Source organism: Anabaena sp. UHCC 0253, from assembly GCF_009712085.1.
Classification (GTDB): domain Bacteria; phylum Cyanobacteriota; class Cyanobacteriia; order Cyanobacteriales; family Nostocaceae; genus Dolichospermum.
Window position 1 is genome coordinate 56,075 of sequence record NZ_VILD01000010.1, and the last position, 26,613, is coordinate 82,687.

The 26,613-nt window shown below is 37.5% G+C and carries 26 protein-coding genes and 1 pseudogene; 6 read left to right on the top strand and 21 right to left on the bottom strand.

Features of this window, described 5'->3' with window-relative positions:
• From ftsH3 to FJR38_RS23140, 3 genes are all read right to left on the bottom strand, one after another.
• Positions 1 to 1,245: ATP-dependent zinc metalloprotease FtsH3 (gene ftsH3, locus FJR38_RS23130; RefSeq protein ID WP_168539677.1), on the bottom strand; the 1,245-nt coding region annotated here is incomplete at its 3' end.
• A gap of 368 nt (positions 1,246 to 1,613) precedes the next feature.
• Positions 1,614 to 2,399 carry a hypothetical protein gene (locus FJR38_RS23135; protein ID WP_168499093.1) on the bottom strand — a complete coding sequence of 262 codons (786 nt, stop codon included), beginning with the start codon at positions 2,397 to 2,399 and terminating at the stop codon, positions 1,614 to 1,616.
• 58 nt (positions 2,400 to 2,457) lie between these two features.
• Positions 2,458 to 3,693 (bottom strand): acetate kinase, encoded by a 1,236-nt coding sequence (locus FJR38_RS23140; protein WP_168539679.1) that lies wholly within the window; start codon positions 3,691 to 3,693, stop codon positions 2,458 to 2,460.
• 120 nt (positions 3,694 to 3,813) lie between these two features.
• Between FJR38_RS23140 and FJR38_RS23145 the strand changes: the two genes are divergently transcribed.
• Together FJR38_RS23145 and FJR38_RS23150 are read left to right on the top strand one after the other, a co-directional pair.
• Entirely contained in the window at positions 3,814 to 6,225 is a 2,412-nt protein-coding gene (locus FJR38_RS23145; protein ID WP_168539681.1) for a type I restriction-modification system subunit M, read from the top strand.
• A complete protein-coding gene (locus FJR38_RS23150; RefSeq protein WP_168539683.1) occupies positions 6,225 to 7,481 on the top strand; it encodes a restriction endonuclease subunit S in 1,257 nt (418 codons plus the stop codon). The genes FJR38_RS23145 and FJR38_RS23150 overlap by 1 nt, the downstream gene beginning before the upstream one ends.
• A gap of 179 nt (positions 7,482 to 7,660) precedes the next feature.
• Here FJR38_RS23150 and FJR38_RS23155 read toward each other — a convergent pair whose 3' ends face one another.
• Both FJR38_RS23155 and FJR38_RS23160 read right to left on the bottom strand, forming a co-directional pair.
• Positions 7,661 to 7,885 carry a type II toxin-antitoxin system HicA family toxin gene (locus FJR38_RS23155; RefSeq protein ID WP_168497027.1) on the bottom strand — a complete coding sequence of 75 codons (225 nt, stop codon included), beginning with the start codon at positions 7,883 to 7,885 and terminating at the stop codon, positions 7,661 to 7,663.
• A gap of 6 nt (positions 7,886 to 7,891) precedes the next feature.
• On the bottom strand, positions 7,892 to 8,116 hold the full coding sequence (locus FJR38_RS23160; protein WP_168497029.1) for a type II toxin-antitoxin system HicB family antitoxin: 225 nt from the start codon (positions 8,114 to 8,116) through the stop codon (positions 7,892 to 7,894).
• 139 nt (positions 8,117 to 8,255) lie between these two features.
• Here FJR38_RS23160 and FJR38_RS27870 point away from each other — a divergent pair, with 139 nt between their 5' ends.
• From FJR38_RS27870 to FJR38_RS23170, 3 genes are all read left to right on the top strand, one after another.
• Positions 8,256 to 9,365 carry a type I restriction endonuclease gene (locus tag FJR38_RS27870; RefSeq protein WP_217360047.1) on the top strand — a complete coding sequence of 370 codons (1,110 nt, stop codon included), beginning with the start codon at positions 8,256 to 8,258 and terminating at the stop codon, positions 9,363 to 9,365.
• A gap of 44 nt (positions 9,366 to 9,409) precedes the next feature.
• The gene (locus FJR38_RS27875) at positions 9,410 to 11,383 is read left to right on the top strand and encodes a type I restriction endonuclease subunit R (RefSeq protein WP_217360048.1); all 1,974 of its coding nucleotides are present in this window, start codon (positions 9,410 to 9,412) and stop codon (positions 11,381 to 11,383) included.
• A 419-nt stretch (positions 11,384 to 11,802) separates the two neighbouring features.
• Positions 11,803 to 12,510: a M48 family metallopeptidase gene (locus FJR38_RS23170; protein WP_168497033.1), complete on the top strand. Its 708-nt coding sequence runs from the start codon at positions 11,803 to 11,805 to the stop codon at positions 12,508 to 12,510.
• Positions 12,511 to 12,601: 91 nt separating this feature from the next.
• On the opposite strand, the gene FJR38_RS23175 is transcribed toward FJR38_RS23170, so the two are convergent.
• The 14 genes from FJR38_RS23175 to FJR38_RS23240 all read right to left on the bottom strand — a co-directional run bounded on the left by FJR38_RS23175 (position 12,602) and on the right by FJR38_RS23240 (position 24,084).
• Positions 12,602 to 13,603 (bottom strand): transaldolase, encoded by a 1,002-nt coding sequence (locus tag FJR38_RS23175; RefSeq protein ID WP_168539685.1) that lies wholly within the window; start codon positions 13,601 to 13,603, stop codon positions 12,602 to 12,604.
• Positions 13,604 to 13,736: 133 nt separating this feature from the next.
• Positions 13,737 to 15,167, bottom strand: coding sequence for a pyruvate kinase (gene pyk / locus FJR38_RS23180; RefSeq protein WP_168539687.1), 1,431 nt, complete (start codon positions 15,165 to 15,167; stop codon positions 13,737 to 13,739).
• A 150-nt stretch (positions 15,168 to 15,317) separates the two neighbouring features.
• On the bottom strand, positions 15,318 to 16,343 hold the full coding sequence (gene gap, locus FJR38_RS23185; RefSeq protein ID WP_168539689.1) for a type I glyceraldehyde-3-phosphate dehydrogenase: 1,026 nt from the start codon (positions 16,341 to 16,343) through the stop codon (positions 15,318 to 15,320).
• 171 nt (positions 16,344 to 16,514) lie between these two features.
• Positions 16,515 to 17,033 (bottom strand): DUF29 family protein, encoded by a 519-nt coding sequence (locus FJR38_RS23190; protein WP_168497041.1) that lies wholly within the window; start codon positions 17,031 to 17,033, stop codon positions 16,515 to 16,517.
• Between the two features lie 66 nt (positions 17,034 to 17,099).
• Positions 17,100 to 17,264, bottom strand: coding sequence for a hypothetical protein (locus tag FJR38_RS23195; RefSeq protein WP_168497043.1), 165 nt, complete (start codon positions 17,262 to 17,264; stop codon positions 17,100 to 17,102).
• A 74-nt stretch (positions 17,265 to 17,338) separates the two neighbouring features.
• On the bottom strand, positions 17,339 to 17,794 hold the full coding sequence (locus tag FJR38_RS23200; protein WP_168497045.1) for a hypothetical protein: 456 nt from the start codon (positions 17,792 to 17,794) through the stop codon (positions 17,339 to 17,341).
• Entirely contained in the window at positions 17,791 to 18,117 is a 327-nt protein-coding gene (locus FJR38_RS23205) for a hypothetical protein (RefSeq protein ID WP_168497047.1), read from the bottom strand. Before FJR38_RS23205 ends, FJR38_RS23200 begins: the two co-directional genes overlap by 4 nt.
• Before the next feature lie 58 nt (positions 18,118 to 18,175).
• Positions 18,176 to 19,900, bottom strand: coding sequence for a tetratricopeptide repeat protein (locus tag FJR38_RS23210; protein ID WP_168497049.1), 1,725 nt, complete (start codon positions 19,898 to 19,900; stop codon positions 18,176 to 18,178).
• Positions 19,901 to 20,038: 138 nt separating this feature from the next.
• On the bottom strand, positions 20,039 to 22,420 hold the full coding sequence (locus FJR38_RS23215) for a phosphoketolase (protein WP_168539691.1): 2,382 nt from the start codon (positions 22,418 to 22,420) through the stop codon (positions 20,039 to 20,041).
• Between the two features lie 144 nt (positions 22,421 to 22,564).
• Positions 22,565 to 22,744, bottom strand: coding sequence for a type II toxin-antitoxin system HicA family toxin (locus tag FJR38_RS23220; RefSeq protein ID WP_168497053.1), 180 nt, complete (start codon positions 22,742 to 22,744; stop codon positions 22,565 to 22,567).
• The gene (locus FJR38_RS23225) at positions 22,741 to 22,941 is read right to left on the bottom strand and encodes a type II toxin-antitoxin system HicB family antitoxin (protein ID WP_168497055.1); all 201 of its coding nucleotides are present in this window, start codon (positions 22,939 to 22,941) and stop codon (positions 22,741 to 22,743) included. Before FJR38_RS23225 ends, FJR38_RS23220 begins: the two co-directional genes overlap by 4 nt.
• 116 nt (positions 22,942 to 23,057) lie before the next feature.
• Complete coding sequence (locus tag FJR38_RS23230; protein ID WP_168539693.1) at positions 23,058 to 23,483, bottom strand: type II toxin-antitoxin system HigA family antitoxin; 426 nt, start codon at positions 23,481 to 23,483, stop codon at positions 23,058 to 23,060.
• The gene (locus tag FJR38_RS23235; RefSeq protein ID WP_168539695.1) at positions 23,443 to 23,745 is read right to left on the bottom strand and encodes a type II toxin-antitoxin system HigB family toxin; all 303 of its coding nucleotides are present in this window, start codon (positions 23,743 to 23,745) and stop codon (positions 23,443 to 23,445) included. Before FJR38_RS23235 ends, FJR38_RS23230 begins: the two co-directional genes overlap by 41 nt.
• A 9-nt stretch (positions 23,746 to 23,754) precedes the next feature.
• A complete protein-coding gene (locus FJR38_RS23240) occupies positions 23,755 to 24,084 on the bottom strand; it encodes a helix-turn-helix domain-containing protein (RefSeq protein WP_168539697.1) in 330 nt (109 codons plus the stop codon).
• A 163-nt stretch (positions 24,085 to 24,247) separates the two neighbouring features.
• On the opposite strand from FJR38_RS23240, the gene FJR38_RS23245 reads away from it, so the two are divergent.
• Positions 24,248 to 24,988: a dienelactone hydrolase family protein gene (locus FJR38_RS23245; protein WP_168497063.1), complete on the top strand. Its 741-nt coding sequence runs from the start codon at positions 24,248 to 24,250 to the stop codon at positions 24,986 to 24,988.
• Positions 24,989 to 25,140: 152 nt separating this feature from the next.
• Here the strand turns inward: FJR38_RS23245 and FJR38_RS23250 are convergent.
• Both FJR38_RS23250 and FJR38_RS23255 read right to left on the bottom strand, forming a co-directional pair.
• Positions 25,141 to 25,290 (bottom strand): annotated as a pseudogene (locus FJR38_RS23250) (formylglycine-generating enzyme family protein); the annotation flags it as partial.
• Between the two features lie 252 nt (positions 25,291 to 25,542).
• Positions 25,543 to 26,520 carry a formylglycine-generating enzyme family protein gene (locus tag FJR38_RS23255; RefSeq protein ID WP_168539703.1) on the bottom strand — a complete coding sequence of 326 codons (978 nt, stop codon included), beginning with the start codon at positions 26,518 to 26,520 and terminating at the stop codon, positions 25,543 to 25,545.
• Positions 26,521 to 26,613 lie beyond the last annotated feature (93 nt).

Consider the following 26,613-nt stretch of genomic DNA (forward strand, 5'->3'; position numbering starts at 1 on the left):
TTTGCGCTTTTCGCTCATTACCCGGTCTTTCTTTTCAGGACCTGCTAATACACGATCAATTGCATCATTAATTTCATCCATCGAAATTTCGGTTAAATTCCGACGTGCTGCTAAAATTGCAGCTTCGTTGAGTAAGTTAGATAAATCTGCACCGGTAAAACCAGGAGTCCGACGCGCGATTTTATCTAAGTCTACATCTTTGGATAAAGTTTTACCACGAGCATGAACTCTCAATATTTCGCTTCTTCCAGCGTAGTCGGGACGGTCTACAACTACTTGACGGTCAAAACGACCGGGACGTAATAAAGCTGCGTCTAAGACATCAGGACGGTTAGTAGCAGCAATAATAATAATGCCGGTGTTACCTTCAAAACCGTCCATTTCCGTCAGCAACTGGTTAAGAGTTTGTTCCCGTTCGTCGTTACCACCACCTAAACCAGCACCACGTTGACGACCTACTGCGTCAATTTCATCAATAAAGACGATACAAGGAGCGTTGGTTTTAGCTTGTTCAAATAAATCGCGGACACGGGAAGCACCCACACCAACGAACATTTCTACAAATTCAGAACCGGAAATTGAGAAGAAAGGAACGCCTGCTTCACCAGCTACAGCCCGCGCGAGGAGGGTTTTACCTGTACCTGGAGGTCCAACTAAAAGTACACCTTTAGGAATTTTTGCACCAATAGCGGTAAAGCGATCGGCATTTTTCAAAAAGTCTACAACTTCATTTAGTTCTAATTTAGCTTGGTCAATACCTGCAACGTCCCCAAATGTAACTTGAGTTTGGGGTTCCATTTGCACTCTGGCTTTAGATTTACCAAAGTTCATGGCTTGGCTACCAGGTCCACTTTGAGCGCGACGGAGCAGGAAAAATAAACCAACTAGCAGCAACGCAGGGAAGAATAAGCTGCTGAGAGCTTTAAACCAAAATCCTTCGTCTGCTTGAGGTAATACGGAAATATCAACACCTTTAGCGGTGAGGGTATTGATTAAATCGGGGTCGTTAACCAAGGTAACGATTTTTTTGTTGGCATCATATTTGGGTGTTACCAGTGCTGTAGACCGGTCGGAACTCAAACTGACTCTCTCAACTTTACCCTGTTCAACTTCTTGGATAAACTGACTGTAGCGCCATGTTTCTCTGGTTTGAGGTTGTTTGTCAAAAAATGCTGTTCCTAGAGCAATGACAACTATAAAAAGGAGCGCATACAGCCCCGTATTTCTCCATCTTTTATTATTCACCGATGTTTATTCTCCTGTATTTTTTTGTGCTTATACGTAACTTCTCTGGGGAAGAGGACATTATGATAATTATGTTAACTTATTTTAAGATATCTCAAAATTATCCTCTTGTCATGATAAAAATTATCTCCCACTCTCCACAGGTCTAAAATTTGAGGATAGTAGGAGTTCTATTGTAACGATTCTAGAACAGAAGTCAGGGGGAAGGGGGAAGGTTACAGGTTACAGGTTACAGGTTACAGAGAAGAGGCAGGGGGCAGGGGAGCAGGGGGCAGGGGGCAGGGAGCAGGGGGCAGGGAGTAGAGGAGAAAAATATTCTTTTGCAACTGACAACTGACGACTGACGACTGACGACTGACAAATCACCATTAATCTTTTGGTGGTAACTTAATGCTATTTGTACCGTCGGGATTAGTTTCTACTATTCCTCCCAAGGCTTCAATCTCTTTAATTGCGCGTTTGCGAGTTTTTTCATCAACTTTATTATTCAATACCATAGTCCATGTAGCCACTCGCGCTGATTTGCTATCAGGATTTTTACTTAAAAATTCAGCGGTTTTTTGAGAAATTAATGCTACTTGTTTACTTTCTTCATCACTGTAAGTATTTGCCCATTCAGCAGCTTTGAGAAAAGATGTTTGTGCTGCTTGAGCATCACCTAAAAATAATAACTCATCTGTGCCTTTATAACGCCATATATAATAAGATTTTTGTGGTAATTGTGGAGATAGGGATTTTAATCCTTTGTCCATCAAAGCTATTGATCTTTCGGGCATTCCAGCGTATAAAGAGCTACTTACTGAAAGTCCTAGATAAGCTTCTAAAAAACGTGGATCTCGTCCTAAAATAACTTCAAAGTATTCTGGGCTAAGACTATATCCGGTTTGATCTCTGGCTTCATCATCGCCAAAGAATTGTAAAAAATCAATATATACCCAATTGGCAATTAAGTTGTCATAACTAAAACTAGGGATATTCTGGAGTAAGTTCAAGCGCAGACTTTCTTTTTTCTGGTCTTTTTCTAGGGTTTCGACGGGGATTGATTGTTTACTAATTAATAGTTTTTGCAGTTTCGGGATTTGCATTAAGCTAATGCTGATAATACACAAGCAAGCAACTAAAGGTGTGGTAATAGCTTCACGAGATAAAAACATACTTTTAGTAATTAAAAATTGATAATTAAAAATTAAAAATGAGGGCATATCCTCATTTCTATTGTTGCAGCAATTTGTAACATTGTTGCGCGATGCCTGCGGCGAGCTTTGCTATCGCCCAATCTTCTTGGGTTTCTATAACTAAAACTCGTACAGTTGAATTAGATGTAGCAATATCAACATCAATAGGTTGTTGCTGATTTTTCTCCAAGTCAATTTTCAGCCCCAAAAATCCCAAAGTTTCACAAGCAGCTTCACGAATTGCTGCGGATTTTTCACCTACGCCGGCGGTAAAGACTAAAACATCTAAACCTGCTAAACTAGCCAGCATTGCCCCGATACCAGCCCGTAAACGGTGTACGTATATATCCCAAGCTAGTTGGGCGCGTTGATTACCTTGCTCTTTTGCGGCTATCACCTCTCTTAAATCACTGGATACTCCAGAAATTCCTAGTAATCCAGATGCTTTATTTAACACTTTATCTAATTCTTCGCTAGAGTAATTATACTGTTGCAATAGATAAATTAAAATTCCTGGATCAACTGCACCACTGCGACTACCCATCATTAAACCATCCAGAGGCGTAAATCCCATAGTTGTATCAATACTGCAACCATTTTTAATAGCGGCTAAGGAACAACCGTTACCTAAATGACAAGTAATTAACCGCAGAGATGATAAATCTTGTCCGAGAATTTCCGCTGCCTTATTAGCACAATATTGATGGCTGATGCCATGAAATCCATAGCGGCGAATACCTGCTTCGGCTAATTGATATGGGATGGGATAAATAGCGGCGGCATCGGGTAATGTGCTGTGAAATCCTGTATCAAAAACTGCGACTTGGGGAATATTTCCTAAACTTTTTTCCATGGCTTCGATCCCTGCCAAAGCGGCTGGATTGTGTGCTGGTGCGAGATTACATAAACGAGCGATCGCCTGTTTAACATCTTCCGTAATTATTACAGCCTCTCGGTAATCTTGACCACCATGAACTACCCGATGTCCGACAACATCTATTACTGATAAGTCATCAATTACCTTGGTTGTACCTTCTGTGAGGGTAGACAGCAAATAAGCAAATTGTACCTGTCGTGAATCACCCGCAATGGTTTCTTGCAGTTTTGCACCTGTCGCCGTTTTAACTGTAATTTCTGCCTGATTTTGGTCTTGAGTCCAGTTGATTTTCCCTTCCCATAGGGGTTGAGGTGCTAGGGTAGGAATGGGGGCTGTAATGTCATACAGACAACTCTTTTGGCTGCTAGAACCGGCATTGAGGATAAGTATTTTCATAAAGTTGGATTGACGCACTATTCTAATTTAAGGCTCAAGGGATGTCTGACATAGTTAAGGATATTATAGAGTTCACCAAGGTAAAATTAACCCAGGGATGCGTAAAGGCTACTACACAAAATGGCAATTAAGAAAAGTGAACTTTATAGTTCTTTATGGAAAAGCTGTGATGAATTGCGGGGAGGTATGGATGCCTCTCAGTATAAAAATTATGTATTGGTTTTATTATTTGTTAAATACGTTTCTGATAGATATGCAGGTGTGGAAGATGCCACTATAGAAGTCCCTGAAGGTGGGAGTTTTCAGGATATTGTTAATTTAAAAGGCAAGCCGAATATAGGGGCAGAAATCAATAAAATTATTACCAATCTAGCTACGGCTAACGACTTGGGTAATATCTTTAATGATGCCGATTTTAATGATGCGGATAAGTTGGGGAAAGGTAAGGAAATGCAAGATAGGCTTTCTAACCTGGTGGCTATTTTTGAAACCCCGGCTTTAAACTTTAGTAAAAACCGCGCCGATGGAGATGATATATTAGGCGATGCTTATGAGTATTTAATGCGGAATTTTGCCACCCAGTCGGGTAAAAGCAAAGGACAATTTTACACTCCGGCGGAAGTCTCTCGCGTTATTGCTAAGGTAATCGGAATTAACACCGCAACTAGTCAAGAACAAAGTATTTATGATCCTACTTGTGGGAGTGGTTCGTTATTATTAAAAGCCGCAGATGAGACAGATGTAAAAATTACCATTTACGGGCAAGAAATGGATAATGCAACCTACGCATTAGCCCGGATGAATATGATTTTACATGGACATCCCACTTCGGAAATTCAGCAAGATAATACTTTATCAACTCCCCATTTTAAAGATGATCAAGGTGGTTTAAAAACCTTTGATTTTGCAGTTTCTAATCCTCCCTTTTCTGTCAAAGCTTGGAGTACGGGTTTTAATCCAGAAAAGGATGATTTTAACCGATTTGATGGTTATGGAATTCCGCCCATTAAAAATGGTGATTATGCTTTTTTATTACATTTAGTTGCTTCCTTAAAACCTCACGGTAAAGGAGCGATAATTTTACCTCATGGCGTGTTATTTCGCGGGAATGCTGAGGCAGATATTAGAAAAAAGCTGATTCAACAAAAGATTATAAAAGGCATTATCGGCTTACCTCCTAACCTATTTTATGGAACTGGGATTCCTGCCTGTATTATTGTCATAGATAAAGAAAATGCCGAAAATCGTCAAAGCATTTTTATGATAGATGCGAGTAAGGCTTATGTGAAAGATGGCAATAAAAACCGCTTGCGGGAACAGGATATCCATAAAATTGTGGATGTTTTCAATAAACAGTTAGAACTTCCCAAATATGCCCGTATGGTGTCATTTGAGGAAATTCAAGACAATGATTATAATTTGAATATTCCCCGCTATATTGACTCTCAAGAAGAGGAAGATATTCAGGATATTGAAGCCCATTTATTGGGGGGAATACCAAAGCGGGATATTGCAGCATTACAGGATTATTGGCAAGTTTACCCAAGTCTGGAACAAGATTTATTTGCAAATACAAATCGGCTAGGATATCAACAGTTAAAAATTGCGGTGTCTGAGGTGAAAACCTGCATTTTTAATCATGCTGAATTTAGGCAATATAGTGGGGAAATTCAAGCAGTTTTTGCAAGTTGGGAAAATAAACACACACCTTTATTAAAAGCTATCCAACGGGGAGATAAACCCAAGGAAATTATTTACACTCTATCAGAAGATTTGTTAAGAGCGTTTGCAGATAAAAACCTGATTGATAAGTATGATGTTTATCAGCATTTGATGACATATTGGCTGGAAACAATGAAGGATGATATTTATATTTTAGTTGAAGATGGTTGGCAAGCTGAATTAACAGCAATCACCAATAAAAAAGGCGTAATTATAGATTATGTTTGTGAATTGATTCCTGAAGATTTGATGATTAACCGCTATTTTCTCACAGAACAGGGAAAAATTGCCAAGTTGGAAACTCAAAAGGATGACATTATCCGACAACAGGAAGAAATACAAGAAGAATATGGTGGAGAAGAGGGTTTATTAAGTGAGGTGACTAATGAGGGTGGGAAAGTTACCAAAACTAATATTAATGTGAGAATTAAGGAAATTCAGAAAAATCCGCTTTTTGCAGATGCAGATGAGTTAAAGGTGTTAAAGAGTTATTTGAAATTGATTGAAGCGGAGGCGGAATTTAGTAAACAAATTAAGGATATAACTCTATCTTTACATAATCAGGTGATTGCAAAATATGCAGATTTAACGGAGGAAGAAGTTAAAACTCTGGTGGTTAATGATAAATGGATGACAACGTTAAAACAGGGGATAATTGCCGAAATGGATCGGATTTCTCAACGGTTGACGCAACGGATTAAGGAGTTAGGAGAACGTTATGATCTGCCTTTATCTGTGTTGACTTCTGAGGTGGAGATTTTGACAAGGAAGGTTGAGGGACATTTGCAAAATATGGGGATGGTTTGGTAATGGAAGTTAATATTAAGGATGGTTATAAAGTTACTGAGGTGGGGGTTATTCCTGATGATTGGGAAGAAGTTTTACTTGATTCAGTTGCGAAGCGAGGAAGTGGCCATACTCCTAATAAAAGACATTCTGAATATTGGAAAGGGGATATTAAGTGGATATCATTAAAAGACTCAAATCGTTTTGATAATATATATATTTATGATACGAATGAAAAAATAACACTGGCAGGTATTGCTAACTCTTCCGCAGTTTTACATCCTTCAGAATCGGTTGTTTTGTCACGAGATGCAGGAGTTGGAAAAAGTGCTATTACTAAAGATGTAATGGCTGTTAGTCAGCACTTTTTTGCTTGGCAATGTGGTTTAAAATTGGATAACCATTTTCTTTATTATTGGTTGCAATCACAAAAGCCAGAGTTTGAAAGAATTGCTAATGGTACTACTATCAAAACTATAGGTATTCCCTATTTTCAAAAATACAAAATTCCCCTTCCCCCGCTTTCTGAACAAAAAGCGATCGCTCACGCACTGAGTGATGTAGATAACTTAATTACAGCCATAGATCAACTTATTACCAAAAAGCGTAACATCAAACAGGGGACAATGCAGCAACTCCTCACAGGTAAAAAACGCCTACCTGGTTTTAACGGTAAGTGGGAAGTGAAGAAATTGGGGGATATTGCTGGTATACAACGCGGAGCATCACCAAGACCTATAGATTCACCAATTTGGTACGACAGAACAAGCTCTGTAGGTTGGGTGAGAATTTCAGATATTACAGCATCAAATGGTAGAATTTTAGAAAAAACTAGAGACTATTTATCTCAAAAAGGAATTTTACAAAGTAGATTTTTATCGGCTGGTAGTTTAATCATGAGTATTTGTGCAACTGTAGGAATCCCTGTTATTACTAATATTGATACTTGTATTCATGATGGTTTTCTTGGTTTAACAAAGTTAAATAATATTGATCAAGTGTTTCTTTACTATAAGTTAAAAGAGCTTGAAAATAATTTCAAATCAATGGGACAAACGGGTTCACAAAATAACTTAAATACCAATCTTGTTAAAAAATATGTAATTTCTCTCCCACCGCTTCCCGAACAAAAAGCCATAGCTGAAATATTCAACGACATAGACAAAGAAATAGAAGCATTAGAAAAAAACCGCGACAAATACAAAGCGATAAAACAGGGAATGATGCAAGAACTATTAACAGGAAAAACGAGAATTCAGATCCCCGACTTCTTTTGTTAACTTATTTTTAAGTATAATTTTAATTACAGAAGTCGGGGATTTTAGACCTAATTATATCATCTTCCTTTGCGACTTTGCTCCTTTGCGACTTTGCGCGAAACCTATATAGGGGTAGGGGTAAAGCGCAATGCTAAACCCCTACAATATCGGGTTCATTAGAGATAATTATTTAACAAAAATTAACCTTGCAAAAAATCATCGGGTTTAATCCCCGCTTGCTTTAAAATAGCTCTTAATGTCCCCTCTGGCATATCACCAGAATGATTAGGAATGGTAGTATAAAGATTCGTTTCAGCATTAAACCAAATTTCATGACTTCCTGCTGCTTGACGATAAAAAACAAAACCAAACTTTTTAATAATCTTAATAATTTCCCGATAACTAAAACCCGATAATCTACCCATAAATAACTAAAATCCTACCACCAAAGGATAATTAAATTCTTCAGCTATAGGTTGTAAATAATCTAATTGTTGATTTTGAGCTTCTAATAACTTTCTAGCAACATCACGAGCTATTTCTAAAGTTTCAGCAACCGTCCTACCTTGAGCAACTAACCCTTGTAAATCATCAGATGTTGCTAAATAAACACCCTCTGGTAATTTTTCAATATGGATATTAAGTAACTTTTCCATAACTTATGGTTTGCTCAATTAGTTAATTACCTTAAATAATAACATATAAGATATTATTTGCATCTTTACGTAAAAATACCATCACACTCATAAACTAATACAAAGTAAAATATGTAAACCATTAACAAAGAGTAACGTAATGAGTCAAGTCGGACAACCAGAACGCGCAACCCAAAACCGCGTAGTGCAACTATTCCAGCAACAACTAGGTTATACATACTTAGGAAATTGGCACTACCGCGAGAATAACAGCAACGTTGAAACCGACCTACTCACCGCATTTTTACGCGATACCCAAAAATACAATCAAGACATTATCACCAAAGCCCTTCACGAACTAAATAAACTCACCACAGACACAACCCCAAACCTCTACGACATCAACAAAGAAATTTATAGCTTATTACGCTACGGTATCAATATCAAGCCAGAAGCAAGTGAAAACACTCAAAGCATTTACCTGATAAACTGGCAAGAACCCTTAAAAAACGACTTTTATATCGCCGAAGAAGTCAGCATTAAAGGCGAAAATAATAAACGACCAGATATAGTTTTATACATTAATGGCATCGCTTTAGCAGTTCTCGAACTCAAAAGTAGCACCGTACCTGTTTCCGAAGCTATCCGTCAAAACCTAGATAATCAAGAATCATTATTTATTAAATCATTTTTTAATACTATTCAATTAATCGCAGCAGGTAACGATACCCAAGGACTACGTTATGGAACAACAAAAACCTCAGAAAAATATTATCTAACTTGGAAAGAAGACAGTTATAACCACATTACAAATTCTTTAGATAAACACCTGCTGCAACTGTGCGAAAAACACCGCTTTCTCGACATCATTTATAACTTTATTCTCTTTGACGGGGGTATCAAAAAACTCTGTCGTTCTCACCAATATCTAGGCATAAAAGCCGCCCAAGACCACATAAACCGCCAAGAAGGTGGCATAATTTGGCACACTCAAGGTAGTGGAAAAAGCTTAACAATGGTTTGGTTAACCAAATGGATTCGGGAATTTAACCCTAACGCCCGTGTCTTAATTATCACCGACCGCGAAGAACTAGACGACCAAATCGAAGGCGTTTTTTTAGGTGTCAACGAAAACATCTACCGCACCAAAAGCGGACAAGATTTAATTACCCAACTCCAAAAAACCACACCTCCATTAATTTGTTCATTAATTCATAAATTCGGAAAAAAGAAAGAAAACCTAACCCCCCCAACCCCCCTTCCCTTGTAGGGAAGGGGGAGAATTTAAAGCCTCTTTCCTCCCAGGAGAGAGGTTTGGAGAGAGGTTCTTCAGACTATGAAGACTATATAAAACAATTAAAAAGCAGCTTACCCAAAAACTTCCAACCTTACGGAGAGTTTTATGTATTTGTAGATGAATGTCATCGCACCCAAGCAGGGAAATTACATAAAGCCATGAAAGATATATTACCAAATGCTCTTTTTATCGGCTTTACAGGAACACCATTATTAAAACAAGACAAACAAAGCAGTCTGGAAGTTTTTGGTAAATATATTCACACCTACAAATTTAACGAAGCTGTGGGTGATAAAGTCGTTTTAGATTTACGTTATGAAGCGCGGAATGTTGAGCAGTATATCACCTCACAAGCCAAAATTGATCAATGGTTTGCAGCCAAAACCAACGCATTAACAGAAACAGCAAAAGCCGAACTTAAAAAACGCTGGGGAACAATGCAAAAAGTCCTCAGTTCCAAATCTCGACTAGAGGAAATTGTCAAAGATATTTTATTGGATTTTAGCACCAAAGAAAGACTAGCAAATGGCAAAGGTAACGCCATACTTGTAGCTGGAAGTATTTATCAAGCTTGTAAATATTATGAATTATTCCAAAATGCTGGTTTTACCAAATGTGCCATTATTACATCTTATGATCCTACCATCAAAAGTATCAAAGGTGAAAACACAGGAGAGGGAAAAACCGATAAAATACATCAATATGAAATCTATCAAAAAATGCTCAATGGACAAAATGCAGATAAATTTGAACAAGATGTAAAAAACAACTTTATCAATTCACCCGGAGAAATGCAATTATTAATAGTCGTGAACAAACTTTTAACAGGTTTTGATGCACCTCCCGCTACCTATCTTTATATAGATAAATCTATGGAAGATCATAATTTATTTCAAGCCGTTTGTCGCGTCAACCGTTTAGATAGTGAAGACAAAGAATATGGTTATATTATAGATTACAAAGACCTATTTAAAAGTTTAGAAAAATCCGTTAAAGATTACACATCAGAAGTTTTTGCAGATTATGATATTGCTGATATAGCAGGGTTATTAAGTGACAGATTAGAAAAAGGCAAAAATGACCTAGACACCGCCATAGAAGCCATTAAAGCCTTATGTGAACCTGTAAAACCGCCTTATCATACAGAAGACTATACTCATTATTTTTGTGGTAATCCTCAAAACCCAGAAGATTTAAAAAACACCGAACCCCAAAGATTAGTTTTATATAAAAGTGTTAATTCCTTAATTAGAAATTATGCAAATATAGCCAATGAAATGGAAAAAGCAGGATATACAACGCGAGAAATTTATGATATTCAACAGGAAGTTAAACATTATCAAAAAGTCAGCCAAGAGATAAAATTATCAAGTGGTGACTATATTGATTTTAAAGCCTATCAAAATGATATGCGTCATCTGATAGATAGTTATATTGGTGCAGAATCAAGTCAGATTTTAGCAAACTTTGAAAATCTCACCTTAGTAGAATTAATAGTTAACAACGGTGTAAATGCAGTTAATAGTTTACCCTCAGGAATTAGAAACAATAAAACCGCAGTCGCGGAAACCATAGAAAACAACTTGCGGAAATTAATCATTGAACAACAACCAACCAACCCGAAATATTTTGATAAAATGTCAACTTTACTCAATGAATTAATTGAAAACCGCAAAACCGCAACAGCAGACTATCAAAATTACTTACAGCAAATTGTCGAATTAGCTAAACAAGTTCAACAACCAAATACATCATCAGCATATCCGCAATCATTAAACACCCCCGCAAAAATCGCCTTATATGATAACCTAGATAAAAATGAAGAACTAGCGTTAACAATAGATGCAGTAATTCGTCAAACTAAACAAGATGGTTGGAGAACACATCCAGTCAAACGCAAGGAAGTAAAAAACGCCATTAAAAAATATTTACCCTTACCAGAAGAGATAGATAATATTATGGAAATAGTGAAAAATCAAAATGAGTATTAATATAATTGATAAAGCCAGAAGCCAGGGAATAAATTCCCTGTCTAAAAGTTAAAGTCGGTTAAAACCGACTATTTTGATTTTATGGTTCTTCGGTAGTTGTTATGCCAAATATGAGTTTATTTACCCCAGAACCCATATAAATAAAGGGTTTCATTGTTTTTGATGCCAAATTTATGTCAAATTCACCAATAAATTAACATAAAATCCTTATATGGCAAGGGTTTTGGAATTTGACAAAATAATTTAGCATACCAAGTGCCGAAGAGCCGATTTTATTTATTTGATGTTGGATGATAAATTTAGATTTATGGTTAAAAATAATAATAAATGAAAAATTTAGATTGTTAATAATAGTACGTTTTAACGTACTTTCGCTATTAGACAGGGAATTTATTCCCTGGCTATATTATATATAACTCATGACTCCTAATAATACCATGAAAACCTATCAAATAACCATCGCTGACATAATTATAGATGTTGTCAGAAAAGATATTAAAAACCTACATTTAGCGGTTTATCCCCCAGATGGCCGCGTCAGAATTGCGACACCTTTACATATTAATGATGAATCTGTACGGTTATTTGCAATTTCCAAATTAGCATGGATTAAAAAAAATCAAACTAAATTTCAATTAAAACCACGTCCAGAAACAATAGAATATTTATCAGGAGAAAATCATTATTTTCAAGGTAAACCCTATACATTAAATGTAATTTATCAAAATCATCCCAAAGTAGAAATTAGAAATAATCAATATCTTGATTTATCTGTCAAACCAGGAAGCGACAAAGAACAACGTCAAAAAGTCTTAAACTCTTGGTATCGTCAACAATTAAAAGCACAAATTCCCCCATTAATAGATAAATGGGAAAAGGTAATTAATGTGAATATAAATGAATGGGGAATAAAAATCATGAGAACCAAATGGGGTACTTGCAATATCCAAGCTAAACGCATTTGGTTAAATCTGGAATTAGCTAAAAAAAATCCTTTATGTTTAGAATATGTGATAGTCCATGAAATTACTCATCTTTTAGAACGCAGTCACGGGGCTAAATTTCAGGCTTTAATGGATAAATTTATGCCAAAATGGAGAGAATATAAAGCAGAATTAAACCGTTAGAAACCAAACTAATACCAAACCGTGAAAATAAACAGAAGTAGATGTAATAGGTAATAGGTAAAAATTTAACTAATTACCCATTACCTAATGATTAAGCAGTTACCTTGTTACTTTCTAAATGAGCCAATCTTTCAGCTAATAGTTTTTCCAAAGAAATCAAAGCCTTGGTAAAACCATCAATACCTTCTGCAAGTTTATCAGAAGCCATGCGATCGCTATTGTGCATTTGATCAAAGGTAGTTTTATCAACAGAAATCTTCGTAATTGATAAATTTGCTACCTTAGCAGGATCAAGCTTCCGGGGTAATTCTGCCACAGTGTTTTGTAATTCTGTCAACAACCCTGGAGAAATAGTTAACAAATCACAACCAGCAAGTTCAGTAATTTCGCCGATATTACGGAAACTAGCACCCATCACTTCAGTTTTATAACCAAACTTCTTATAGTAGTTATAAATGGTAGTGACAGATAATACACCAGGATCTTCCGCAGCGGGGTAGCTATCGCGGCCAGTATCTTTCTTGTACCAGTCGAGAATGCGGCCGACAAAGGGAGAAATGAGAGTAATACCAGCTTCCGCACAGGCGATCGCTTGGTGCAGACCGAACAGTAAAGTTAAGTTACAATGAATACCTTCTTTTTCCAAAATTTCCGCAGCCTTGATCCCTTCCCAAGTAGCAGCAATCTTAATTAAAACTCGCTCAGGAGAAATACCAGCAGCTTTATATTGAGCAATCAAATCTCGCGCTTTAGCCAGAGTAGCATCTGTATCGTAGGATAAACGAGCATCAACTTCTGTAGATACTCGACCAGGGATAATTTGCAAAATCTTCAATCCAAAAGCAACCGCCAAGCGGTCAAAAGCCAGGGACACTATCTGTGCTGGACTAGCACCTGCACCTGCATCTTTCTTTGCTGTCATTAAAGTTAGATCAACAATATTCTGATATTCCGGCATTTGTGCCGCCGCGGTAATCAGTGAGGGATTGGTAGTAGCATCTTGAGGTTTAAATTGTTCAATTGATTGGATGTCTCCAGTATCCGCTACTACAACTGTTACTTCCCGCAGTTGCTCTAGTAAGTTTTTAGGCATAACATACTCCTTCGTCAGTTGTCAGGGGACAGGGGACAGGGAATAGGAGACAGGAAATAGGGCAGGGAGAAGATGTTTCCCAATGACCAATGACCAATCACCAATTACCCTACCAATTACCATTTTAGATGTGTCAAGCAGTAATTGGCTGTCCAATAGAATGCACTTTGATTAAACTGGTTGTTCCTGATTGACCAATTGGGACACCAGAAGTAATTACCACCTTATTGCCTTCCTTGGCAAAACCACCTTCAACAACACTGTTGACGACTTTCTCAAACATCTCCTCAGCAGTGTGAACTGGTGGAATCAGCAAAGGTTCTACACCCCAAGATAATGCTAACTGACGATAAGCAATATCCTCAGAAGTAAGAGTAATAATCGGAGTCAACGGACGGTACTTAGAAATCAATCTCGCGGTATTTCCCGATGTTGTATTGCAAAGAATAGCCTTAGCGCCGGTTTCATAAGCCATACGACATACAGATTGGGCAACTGATTCGGTGACACTCAGACGACCAGCTTCATGATTCCAAGTATGTCTAGCACCTTCCTGAATCGCCTTTTCTGTTTCCACGGCGATATTGTGCATTGTTTGGACTGCGGCTATGGGATATGCTCCCACAGCGGTTTCTCCCGACAACATCACCGCATCCGTCCCATCTAAGATCGAGTTAGCAACGTCAGTTGCCTCTGCACGGGTAGGATCAGGGGCGCTAATCATTGACTCTAGCATTTGGGTAGCCGTAATCACTGGCTTACCAGCATGATTACAACGACGAATAATATCTTTTTGAATTAAAGGAACTCGATGAATTGGTACTTCTACGCCCAAATCACCACGGGCAATCATAATTGCATCAGCCACCTTGAGAATAGAATCTAACTGTTCTACAGCTTCAGCGCGTTCAATTTTAGCAATGAGGCGAATTTTTGCACCAGCACCTTCAATCATCCGTTGGGCAGGTTCAAGGTCTTGAGGCGATCGCACAAAAGAAACTGCAACCCAGTCTACACCCAACTGAATCCCAAACCGCAAATCCATCAAATCCTTTTCTGTAATCGAACTCACAGGTAAAGGAGTCGCAGGTAAATTCACACCCTTATGAGTCGAAATTAATCCCCCAATCTTTACCTCCGCCCGAATTTTATCAGCATCACGGCTAGTCACAGTCAACTTCACCCGACCATCATTAATTAAAATCGGTTCACCTGGTCGCATCATTGCAAACAAAGTTGGTAGAGGTAAAGGAATTTCATCAATACTTTCCCCTTTATCTTTGAGGAGAAAAGTCACCTCGCTACCAGCTTCTAGCATTAACCCTTCTGGAGGTAACTTCCCCAACCGAATTTTTGGACCACACAAATCCTGCATCACTGCTACTGGTTTATGTAAATCCTTACTAATTTGCCGCAAATGATGAAAAGTCTGGGCGTGTGCCTCATAAGCCCCATGGGAAAAATTTAGCCGAGCCACATTCATTCCCGCCTTTATCAAAGCTTCTAGCTTCTCTGGTGCAGAAGTAGCTGGACCAATAGTACAGATAATTTTAGTGCGACGCATAACAAAATTAGGGAATAACGGTACGGTAGAAGCACTCAGTTAAGCCCAGGAGGGAGTAGGGGAGCGGAGGGGCAGGGGAGCAGGGGAGAATAATGTATCATCTATTGTCTTTTGCCTATTCCCTTCTTACTGTCACCTGTACCCTGTTACCTAAATCAACTTTTCCTTCCGTGCCATTGACAACATCAAATCAACAACACGGTTGGAGTAACCCCACTCGTTGTCATACCAAGAGACAATTTTGAAGAAATTGGCATTGAGTTCAATTCCTGCACCTGCGTCGAAGATGCTGGAGTGGGAATCACCTTGAAAATCAGTAGATACTACTTCTTCATCTGTATAGCCCAAAACACCTGCTAATTCACCCGCAGATGCTTTTTTCATCGCTGCACAGATTTCTTTGTAAGTGGTAGATTTTGTAGTTTTGAAAGTCAAGTCAACTACGGAAACATCAGGAGTCGGAACTCTAAAAGCCATCCCCGTTAACTTACCTTTCAATTCTGGTAACACCAAAGCCACTGCTTTAGCAGCCCCTGTAGCCGAAGGAATAATATTTTGTCCTGCACCTCGTCCACCTCGCCAGTCTTTTCTACTGGGTCCATCTACCGTGGGCTGAGTGGCTGTTGTCGCGTGAACTGTAGTCATTAACCCTTCAGCTAAACCGAAGTTATCATTAATAACTTTAGCAATAGGCGCTAAACAATTTGTAGTACAACTGGCGTTGGAAACAATCAAATCTTTTGCAGGGTCAAACAGATGATGATTTACACCCATAACCATCGTTTTCACCCGATCTGGTTCTTTTGTTGGTGCAGAAAGCACTACCCGCTTTGCACCTGCTTTGAGATGATTTTCAGCCCCAGTGTAATCTGTGAAAAGTCCTGTAGATTCCACAACATAATCTACACCTAATTTACCCCAAGGCAATTCCGCCGGATTGCGTACCGACACACAAGGGATAAAATGGCCATCAATCACCATTCCATCTTCTCTAGCTTCAACTTTGCTATTCAATCTACCGTGTGTAGAGTCGTATTTTAAGAGATAAGCAAGGTTATCTGATGGAACTAAATCATTAATTCCCACAAATTCAATATTGGGATTAGTAAGACCGGCACGTAACACAAGTCTACCAATTCGACCGAATCCATTGATACCAATTTTCAACTTTGTCAAAATTAAACCTCCTATGTTGAGAATTCCAGCAAAGGTTAACTGGCCGGGTTTATTTTAGTCTGACTTAGCTGATTCTTACAGTCACAAAAAGCATAAAGCTGATTTAACTGGCATATTTTAAGGTTTAGTAATTAGTTATTGGTTATATATTCGTGTATCTGTATCAAGATTTCACCGTTTACCTATTTTCCAATCTTCACCACCAGGTAACTGAGTTAAAAGTTCAGCAATAACTTTTGGTAATTCTTTAACAGAATATAAATAAGTCAATTCCAAAAAATTCTCAGTGATAGAAATCACCTGTTCTCTATTTACTATTTCTGCTAATTGAAATTCATTATAAATCCCATTCAAGACTTCTAAACTAGCATCAGCTATGGCTAATTCAATTTCATCTTCTAACCAACTATCCCATTCATCTTGATTGATATAATAGGATTTTTTATTTTCTTTGAGATTTACTTTTTTAATTTCTATCAATGAATTGCGAATAGAAGCAACCCAAGAATTAGTTAATCTTTGTTCTATTTGGTTTTTAATTAAATGAATTAACAAAATTCTCAAAAATGCTTGAATATTTCGTAAAATAGCTTGTTTACTCATCCCCTCTAATTCATCAACAATAGCTAAAGCGTCGGTGTAACGTTGTTCTATAATACTATTTCTCAGGTCTATTAATTCCTGGGTCATATTGATTACCTCAACTTAGAAATTTACTAATCTCAAAAAAGAAAAATTAAGAGTTTTGCAGCATTTTTAAATATTATCACGGTCAAATTCGTGATATAAATCTAATAAATTCTCCTGGAGTTCTTTTAAATAATTTCCTTGAGTCCAATAATCAGGATATTCTTCTAAGTAACCGATAAACATATCCTCGTCTTGCCAATAAATATATTTTTTTTTAGTGATTGTTTCCATGATCATCTCAACCTATAAGTAAAGGCTTGATCTAATTATATCAGATTTTTTCAAAAATTAAACATCAACTAGCATTAAGCAATTTTTTGATAGACAAGGTTAATCTTTGATTGAGATGTTTCTGTTTTTTGAGTGTCAAATAAATTAGGATCAACTTCAATACAATCATTTAAAATATGAACAGGTAATAATTCTGTTACTCCTAAAATATCTACAGAATAACCATCCCTGATAAAAACAGTAATAATTTCTTGAGTATTTTTAACTAAGGTCGCTTCTAAATCTATAATTTGTCCTTCTTCTTGCAAAATTTGTAAAAAATCTGAGGAAGAAATGGTGATATTTTCTTGATTATTCAAAATAGATGTTAAACTATTTCCTAATAATCCTGTTGCATCTATTTCAGTAATTAGCCATTGTGATTCAGGATAGGTTTTAGCTAGATCATCAACAATGAAATAAACTCGATTTTCTAGTTTTTCTTCTGGTTGAATAACTAGGGTAAAAGCCGATTTTTGCAGGTTATTCATAGAGGTTGTGGTTGTTTACTACGGTTGGGAATACCACCTGTTATGTTAGCAAGCCAAAGATGTTGATGAGGCGGTGGTAAATGATCAGGGCGGGGTGTACCATTAGGATATGTAGGACTGGTAAAGTCAATATCTCGCACTGGTTGACCATTAGTATCAAATTCTCTAGCTTGATAAATTCTTTGATGGTATTGATCCCATCTTAATCTGGAATGGGCTGCTTGTGCTAAAGGATCGGCTATAGGTTCACCAAATCTGGGAGGTATTTGACTTTGATAAACTGGTGTTCCATCCGCATATCTGGAATGGATTTTTTCAGACACTAATTAGAGACTCCTGAAAATTAAGTGTTTTATTATTAACCCACGTTTTGACCTAATTTTAACGCCCCAATTGCTTTAATAAATTATTACGATTCTTGATTGCTAGTTCAAAATCTGGTTTAATACTAATTGCCTTTTCACAACATTTTAGTGCTTCTTCATACCTTTGTAGATACCATAGGGAAACACTTTTAGCGGTCCAAGGTTCATGTTTGTCAGGTTTAATAGCAATGGCTTTATCATAAGATGCGATCGCTTCTTCGTATTTTTGTAATTGTCTTAGGGAAACACCCCGGTTATGCCAAGCATCATAATCATCAGGTTTAATAGCAATAGCTTTATCGTAAGATGCGATCGCTTCTTCGTATTTTTGTAATTGTCTTAGGGAAATACCCCGTCCATGCCAAGCTTCATGAAAGTCAGGTTTAATAGCAATAGCTTTATCATAAGATGCGATCGCTTCTGTGTATTTTTGTAACTTCTCTAAGGCAACACCCCGGTTATACCAAGCTTCATGAAAGTCAGCTTTAATAGCAATGCCTTTATCATAAGATGTGATCGCTTCCGTGTATTTTTGTAACTTCTCTAAGGCAACACCCCGGTTACTCCAAGCTTCGTGATAGTCAGCTTTAATAGCAATGGCTTTATCGTAAGATGCGATCGCTTCCGTGTATTTTCGTAACGCACCTAAAGCAATACCCCGGTTATACCAAGCTTCATGATCGTCAGGGTTAATGGCAATTGCTTTATCGTAAGATGCGATCGCTTCTCTGTACCTTTGTAATTCGTCTAGTACAGTACCCCTGTGAAACCAAGCATCATGATCGTCAGGGTTAATGGCAATTGCTTTATCAAAATATGAAATAGCTTCTTCATACCTTTCTAAATCAATTAATTCAATCCCCTGTTCAAACCAATATTGACTAGATTGATTTAGTGTTACTGGCTGTCTATTCTGTTGTTTAATAATTGAAAAAACCTGATTTAATTCTTCTAATGCTTCCTTTGCATCTTTATAACGTTGTCGCCAATCATAACGCACCATTTTAGTAATAAAATTCTCTAATTTATTACTAACAGAAACTAAATTACTCCAAATAATTTCCCCTTCCTCATCTTCTGATAATGTATTAAGAGAAATTCCAGTTAATCCTTCAATTGCTGTCATTCCTAAAGCATAAATATCACTACTTAATTTAGGCTTACCAAAACCCTGTTCTGGTGGCATATATCCATGAGTACCGACACCTACAGTTTTACTTGTTAAGCCTGATTTCATCGCAATAGTAGTATTAATTTGTTTGACTACCCCAAAATCAATTAATACTAATTTCCCATCTTTGCGTCGCATGATATTGGCAGGTTTAATATCTCGATGAATCACCTTATTTTCATGGACATAAACCAATATTTCTAAAACATCTCGTAAAAATTGAATTGCTTCTCCTTCATTCAACTTCTTACCAGGTGTTATTTCCTGAGTTAAATCATATCCATCAATAAATTCTTGAATCAAATAAAAATCTTGATCTTCCTGAAAATAGCCAGACAATTTAGGAATTTGATCGTGATTTTGTCCTAATTGATATAGTATTTGTGCTTCTTGTTCAAATAAACGGATAATTTCTGGGTCAATAATTGTTGGGTGCAGCTTTTTAACCACACAAATCGGTTTAGGAGTCACGGGAATATCTAAATCTTCTGCGAGGAAGGTTTCACCAAATCCACCTGCACCTAGTTGTTTAATAATCCTGTAACGTTGACGGAGAATATTACCAATCATAGAAAGATATTTTTATAACCCTGGTCTTTAAATTCTAGCATCAAGAGCAATGAACTTTTACAAGAGTACGAGAACCTTAAATGTGTAGGGGTTTAGCACTGCTAAACCCCTACCGATAAAATCAGCTTGACTCAATTATTAATATGGCCAAGTCCAATCACGGATTTCTGGCATATCTTCACCATGCTTCTCGATATAATGCTTATGTTCAATCAAAGTATCTTGTAATCTTTGCTTCACATAAGCAGCTTTAGAACCTAATTTTGGTACACGATCTATGACATCCATTACTAGGTGGAATCTATCTAAATCATTCATCACCACCATATCAAAAGGAGTGGTTGTTGTTCCTTCTTCTTTGTAACCACGGACATGAAGATTTTTATGATTAGTATGACGATAGGTGAGACGATGAATTAACCAAGGATAACCATGAAAAGCAAAGATAATTGGTTTATCAGTTGTGAAAATTGTATCAAAATCTTTGCTGCTTAAACCGTGAGGATGTTCACTTTGTGGCTGTAGTTTCATCAAATTAACTACATTCACTACCCGCACTTTTACTTCTGGACAGTGCTGACGTAAAATATCTACTGCTGCTAAAGTTTCTAAAGTAGGAATATCCCCAGCACAAGCCATAACTACATCAGGTTCACCATCTAAATCACTGCTGGCCCATTCCCAAATTCCTAAACCTTTGGTACAGTGTTTAATGGCTGCATCCATGTCTAAATATTGTAATGCTGGTTGTTTTCCAGCCACAATAACATTGACATAATGACGACTTCTTAAACAGTGATCAGTGACGGATAACAAAGTATTCGCATCAGGTGGTAAATAAACACGAATAATCTCTGATTTTTTGTTCATGACATGATCAATAAAACCAGGATCTTGGTGGGAGAAACCGTTATGATCTTGTCGCCAAACGTGGGAAGTGAGAAGATAATTTAATGATGCAATTGGTCTTCTCCAGGGAATTTCCAGAGTTGTTTTTAACCATTTAGCGTGTTGGTTAAACATGGAATCAATGATATGAATAAATGCTTCATAACAAGAGAAGAAACCATGACGACCTGTAAGCAGATATCCTTCTAACCATCCTTGACAGTTGGTTTCACTCAGCATTTCCATCACCCGACCAGTAGGTGATAAATGGTCATCTTCGGGGAGAGTTTCAGCGACCCAAGTGCGTCCTGTGACTTCTAATACTGGATCTATGCGGTTGGATGCGGTTTCATCTGGTCCAAAAACGCGGAAGTTGCGGCTTTCCTCGTTCAGTTTCATGATATCCCGCAGGAACTTACCACTAACTTTAGTAGCTTCAGCGTTAACAGTACCTGGTTTGGGGACTTCTACTGCATAGTTGCAAAAATCAGGCATGATTAAATCACGCAGCAACATACCGCCGTTTGTGTGGGGATTGTCTCCCATGCGACGATGGCCTGTAGGTGCGAGTTCTGCAAGTTCAGGAAGGAGTGTACCGTTTGCGTCAAAGAGTTCTTCTGGTTTGTAACTCTGCATCCAGTCTTCGAGGAGTTGCAGATGTTCTGGATTACCAACTACATTACCAAAGGGGACTTGATGCGATCGCCAATAATCTTCTGTTTTCTTTCCGTCTACTTCCTTGGGACCTGTCCAACCTTTAGGAGTCCGTAATACAATCATCGGCCATTGCGGGCGTTCTTTGAAACCATGTACCCGCGCTTCTCTTTGGATACCTTGAATTTCTTGAATGATTGTATCTAATGTTGCCGCCATTTTTTGGTGAACTTCGGCGGGATCAGACCCTTCCACAAAGTAAGGTTTATAGCCATAGCCGATAAATAGGCTTTCTAGTTCATCATGAGGTATCCGTGCTAATACTGTGGGGTTAGCAATTTTGTATCCATTTAAATGCAGAATTGGTAAAACTGCACCATCAGTAACGGGGTTGAGGAATTTGTTAGAATGCCAACTGGTAGCTAATGCGCCAGTTTCTGCTTCTCCGTCACCAACAACCGCAGCGACGATTAAATCAGGGTTGTCAAAAACCGCACCAAAGGCGTGAACTAAAGCATAACCGAGTTCTCCCCCTTCATGGATAGAACCGGGGGTTTCTGGGGCGACGTGGCTGGGAATACCACCAGGGAAGGAGAATTGTTTGAACAGTTTTTGCATTCCTCCAGCATCTTGGGTGATGTTGGGGTAATATTCGCTATATGTTCCTTCTAAGTAGGTATTGGCGACAAGTCCGGGTCCGCCATGTCCGGGTCCAGCTATGTATATGGTGCTGAGGTCGTATTTTTTAATGACTCTGTTCAGGTGGGCGTAAATCAAGTTTAGCCCTGGGGTAGTTCCCCAATGTCCTAATAGTCTGGGTTTGACGTGTTCTTGTTTGAGTGGTTCTCTCAGTAGGGGGTTGTCGAGGAGGTATATTTGTCCGACTGAAAGGTAGTTGGCTGCACGCCAATAAGCATTAATTCTTTGTAATTCTGTGTCTGTTAAGGGTTTTATTTGTGGAGTGCTGGCTAATGTCATTTGGAACTCCGGTAAGATGTATTTACACCAATGTCAGTGTAATGGTTTGTTGTTTCTGTGTCATCTTACCTATGATTAGTTTTTCTGGGGGGAAGTTACAGATTTTTTTTATGTCACGCAGAGGCGCAGAGGCGCAAAGAGGAGTTAAGTGTTTTGTAGTATTTTGAGAATATGTTTAGCTAAGTTCTCATTAATTTCTCTATGTCTAGGAATGGGTTGTGATACTTTAGTAATAGGATTTTGATACCAATCATGATTGCCACCATGTCTGATAAAAATACAACCCATTGCTTCTAATTCTTTTATTAAGTCCCTTCTTTTCACAATAATTCTAACTCCGCAACTTTTCTGATAGCAGGAATATTACCACTGGTAAATTCGTGATACAAATCTAATAAGTTGTTTTGGAGTTCTTCTAAAGAATTTCCTTGAGTCCAATAATCAGGATATTCTTCTAAGTAACCAATAAACATATCCTCGTCTTGCCAATAAATATATTTTTTCTTAGTGATTGTTTCCATAATGGTTTTGACCTCATAATTAAGTATGGGAATAATGCACAATTTAATTATATAGTATAAGCCATTCCAGATAATTTATAAATATGATATTTGATTTGCTTTAGTGTTTCTACGACTTAAACATCTTTAAAAAAGACAGATGGAGAAATATGAAAGAATTTAGCCAGTTTTTCTATGTGATTCATAGTCATTTGCTGTTTTCCGCTGAGAACCTCAGATAAAACTGTTTCCTGTTCAAATATTGGCATTAAATCTTGGGATTGTAAGTTCAATTCTTCCAGTAATACTTTTAATAATTCGATTCCATAAATGTCTGCCACAGGATAATGATGTTCTTCATATTCAGATACTAATAGTCCTAATAAATGAAGATAATCTCGTTCGTCAGAAGTTAGCCTTTCTTGATCTAATAAGGAATCAATGATATTTTGAGTTGTCGCTAGTTCTTCCTCTGATGTAATTTTGCGAGGAGGAAAAGCAGTTATCAATTCTAGATATGTTTTAGGTGTACCAAGGGTCTTGTTTCCAATTTTGTTTGTCATATTCTGCATGGGTAAGGATATGGCGAATATAAACTTCTTGATATTGATAGTCTACTAAAGCGATCAGTCGGTAATTGTTACCACTAATATTAAAAACAGTAAAATTGCCAACTAAATCAGCAGATGGGAATACTTGACGTAATTCAACAAAATTTTCCCATTTGGCTTTATTAATAATTTTATACCATGTTTCTAGATTTGATTCAGCTTTTGGATGTTGCTCCCAAAATTCTTTCAGTCTTTTTTTGCTGATAATGTGCATATCTAGACGTTAAGCAATTTTTTGATAAACAACATTAATTTTAGGTTGAGATTTTTCGGATTGTTGGTTTGTTACCATTATTTCTATATTTTGTCCTAATTTTATTAAGTAAGTTAATAAATTCTCAATTGTAAAATCTTTGAGAACACCGTTACTTAAATTATTTACTTTTTCAATTTCTAAGCCTAAAATTTGTGCAGCTTGTTGCGGTGTAATTTGTTGCTGTTCTAAAATATCAGCTATGACAGAAGCTAATTTAACTTTGGCTAGTTTTTCTTCTGCATTAGCAAATCCTAAATCTTGAAAGATGTTGCCGGAACTGATTGTATAATCTAACATAATCTTTATATTATATTGTATATAATAGCACATAATTATAGTTACATCATGCGTGTCAAACTATGAAATTCAACTTCTTTAAAAAATAGAGTATTTATAAAAATTTACTGATTATTATTAAATCGGCAGAATTACAAATTAACACATTAGCAAAAAACGAAAAATGCAAATTGTTAAACGCAATATCGAATTAAGAGTAGATGATAGTTTAATGCGGGTTTATGTCGCTTCTCCTAAAGCAGAGGGTAAATATCCAGGAATTGTTTTTTACAGTGATATTTATCAATTAGGTGATGCCATAATTCGCTTAGTTAATTATTTAGCTGGTTTTGGTTATGTTGTCGCAGCAACGGAAATTTTTCACCGCATTGAACCTGTGGGTTCTGTAATTGAACCTAATGATATTGGGAGAATGCGCGGTAATGATGATGCACGACGGACGTTAATTTCTGAATATGATGCTGATACTCGCGCTGTCATTGATTTTCTCAAACATGATAGTTCAGTTATTGCTGATAAAATCGGAACATTGGGTTTTTGTATTGGTGGACATTTAGCTTTTCGGGCTGCTTTTGAAAGTGAAATTGAAGCTTGTGTTTCTTGTTATCCTACAGGTATTCCTATTGGTAAATTAGGTAAAGGTGTGGCGGATACTATTCACAGATTTGAGGAAATTAAAGGGGAAATGCTGTTGATTTTTGGTACTCAAGATCCACATATTTCTGAACATGACAGACATACTATAATTAATGCTTTAGAAAATGCTAAAGTTCATCATCAATTTTTCTCTTATGAAGCAGAACATACTTTTATGAGAGATGATGGTTATCGTTTTGATGCTGTTGCGGCTACTTCAGCTTGGGAACAAATAATTGCTTTTTTAGAACGGAAATTTAAAAGGTAATTCGTAATTAAGAGGATATTTTAAGTTTGGGTAAGTCTTCGGCTTTGACACCTACCAAGCTACCCAAACCAGTTTGATATTAGGATGCTGTCACCAACATCACAGGAACAGGTCTGGACTCTCCTTTGACACGCCCGACGAATTCCCATCCGTCAGTTCTGGTACAAGAGAGTGCTGGCAGCACCACCGCACACTACCCGAAAACCCACATTGTTGTTACGGTTGTCGGGGGTATTCCTGTTGCGATTGGCAGAACGACACCACTTAGGGTTGTTGTTCCACGAACCACCGCGCAGCAGCCGGAGTTGCCTGTCCCTTCTTTATCCTCTTGTTTGAGCAAGAGAAATAAATAGCTGTTTAGGAATCTGATTTACAGATTCAGATTTATATGTTATTATAAATCAAACCAAGGCTGTAAAAGTTTCTATTAAATTAAATAACGCGGCTTTCTGAAAAAGCCCAAAAATTAAAAAAAGATCGCTCCACTCCGTTACGCTTGGTAAGGGTAAAGAGGAAAAGAGCAGAGGGCAAAAGGGCAAGAGTGTAAAGGGCTACTAAGTCCTGGCAGCACCACCGCACACTACCCGAAAACCCACAAGGCTGCTACGGCTGCCGGGGGAATACCTGTAGCGAGTGGCAGAACGACACCACTCAGGGGTGCGGTTCCACGAACCACCGCGCAGCAGCCGATGTTGATTATCATTCTCATTTATCCATGCACTGCCGTCACTAGGTGCATCTTCATAGCTATCATGCCAACTATCGGCGCACCATTCCAAGACATTTCCGTGCATATCATATAAACCAAAGGCGTTGGGCGGAAAAGTTCCTATTGCTGTTGTTTGTACGCGATATTTTCCCTTGGGGGCATTACCATAAGTGTAGTTACCATCATAGTTTACCACATCTGTGGTGATTGTGTCACCAAAAGCAAAAGGTTTTGCCGAACCAGCCCGACAAGCATATTCCCATTCCGCTTCACTGGGTAAGCGATATTGTCGTCCTGTTTTCTTAGCCAATCTAGCACAAAATTCGACGGCATCGTACCAAGATACTTGCTCTACTGGTAGTTTATCACCTTTGAAGTAAGAAGGGTGTGGATCTAGCCAATCCTCGATGGTAGGACAGGAATAAACTACCTTTTCCCATTGTTCCTGGGTAATGGTGTATTTCCCCAGGTAAAACGGTTTGACAGTTACATAGTGTTGGGGACGTTCATCATCATCACTATCTACTTCAATTTTTGGTGCGCCCATTAAAAATGTACCACCAGGAATATAGATCATTTCTAACTTAACACCAAAACCCAATTCTTCGATAAAAGATTGATTTGTTGCTGGAGTAAGAGAAGTTTTAGGTAGTTTATCTAATTCCTGTTGACGTTCAGAAATTTGTAGTTTAATTCTATTAATTTCACTATTGTACTGACCGATAAGCCGTGGATTTGTTTCATCTCGCCGCTTTTCTTCATACTGCTTGAGTAAATTAAAATCTTTTTCTAATTCTTCTTCGAGGTGCTGATGCAAATTCACTGCTTACTTTCTCCCTAATTTATTCATAATTTGCTCCCAAGCAGACTTGATATTAAAACCAGTTCCTAATTCTAGTTCACCTTCATAATTAAC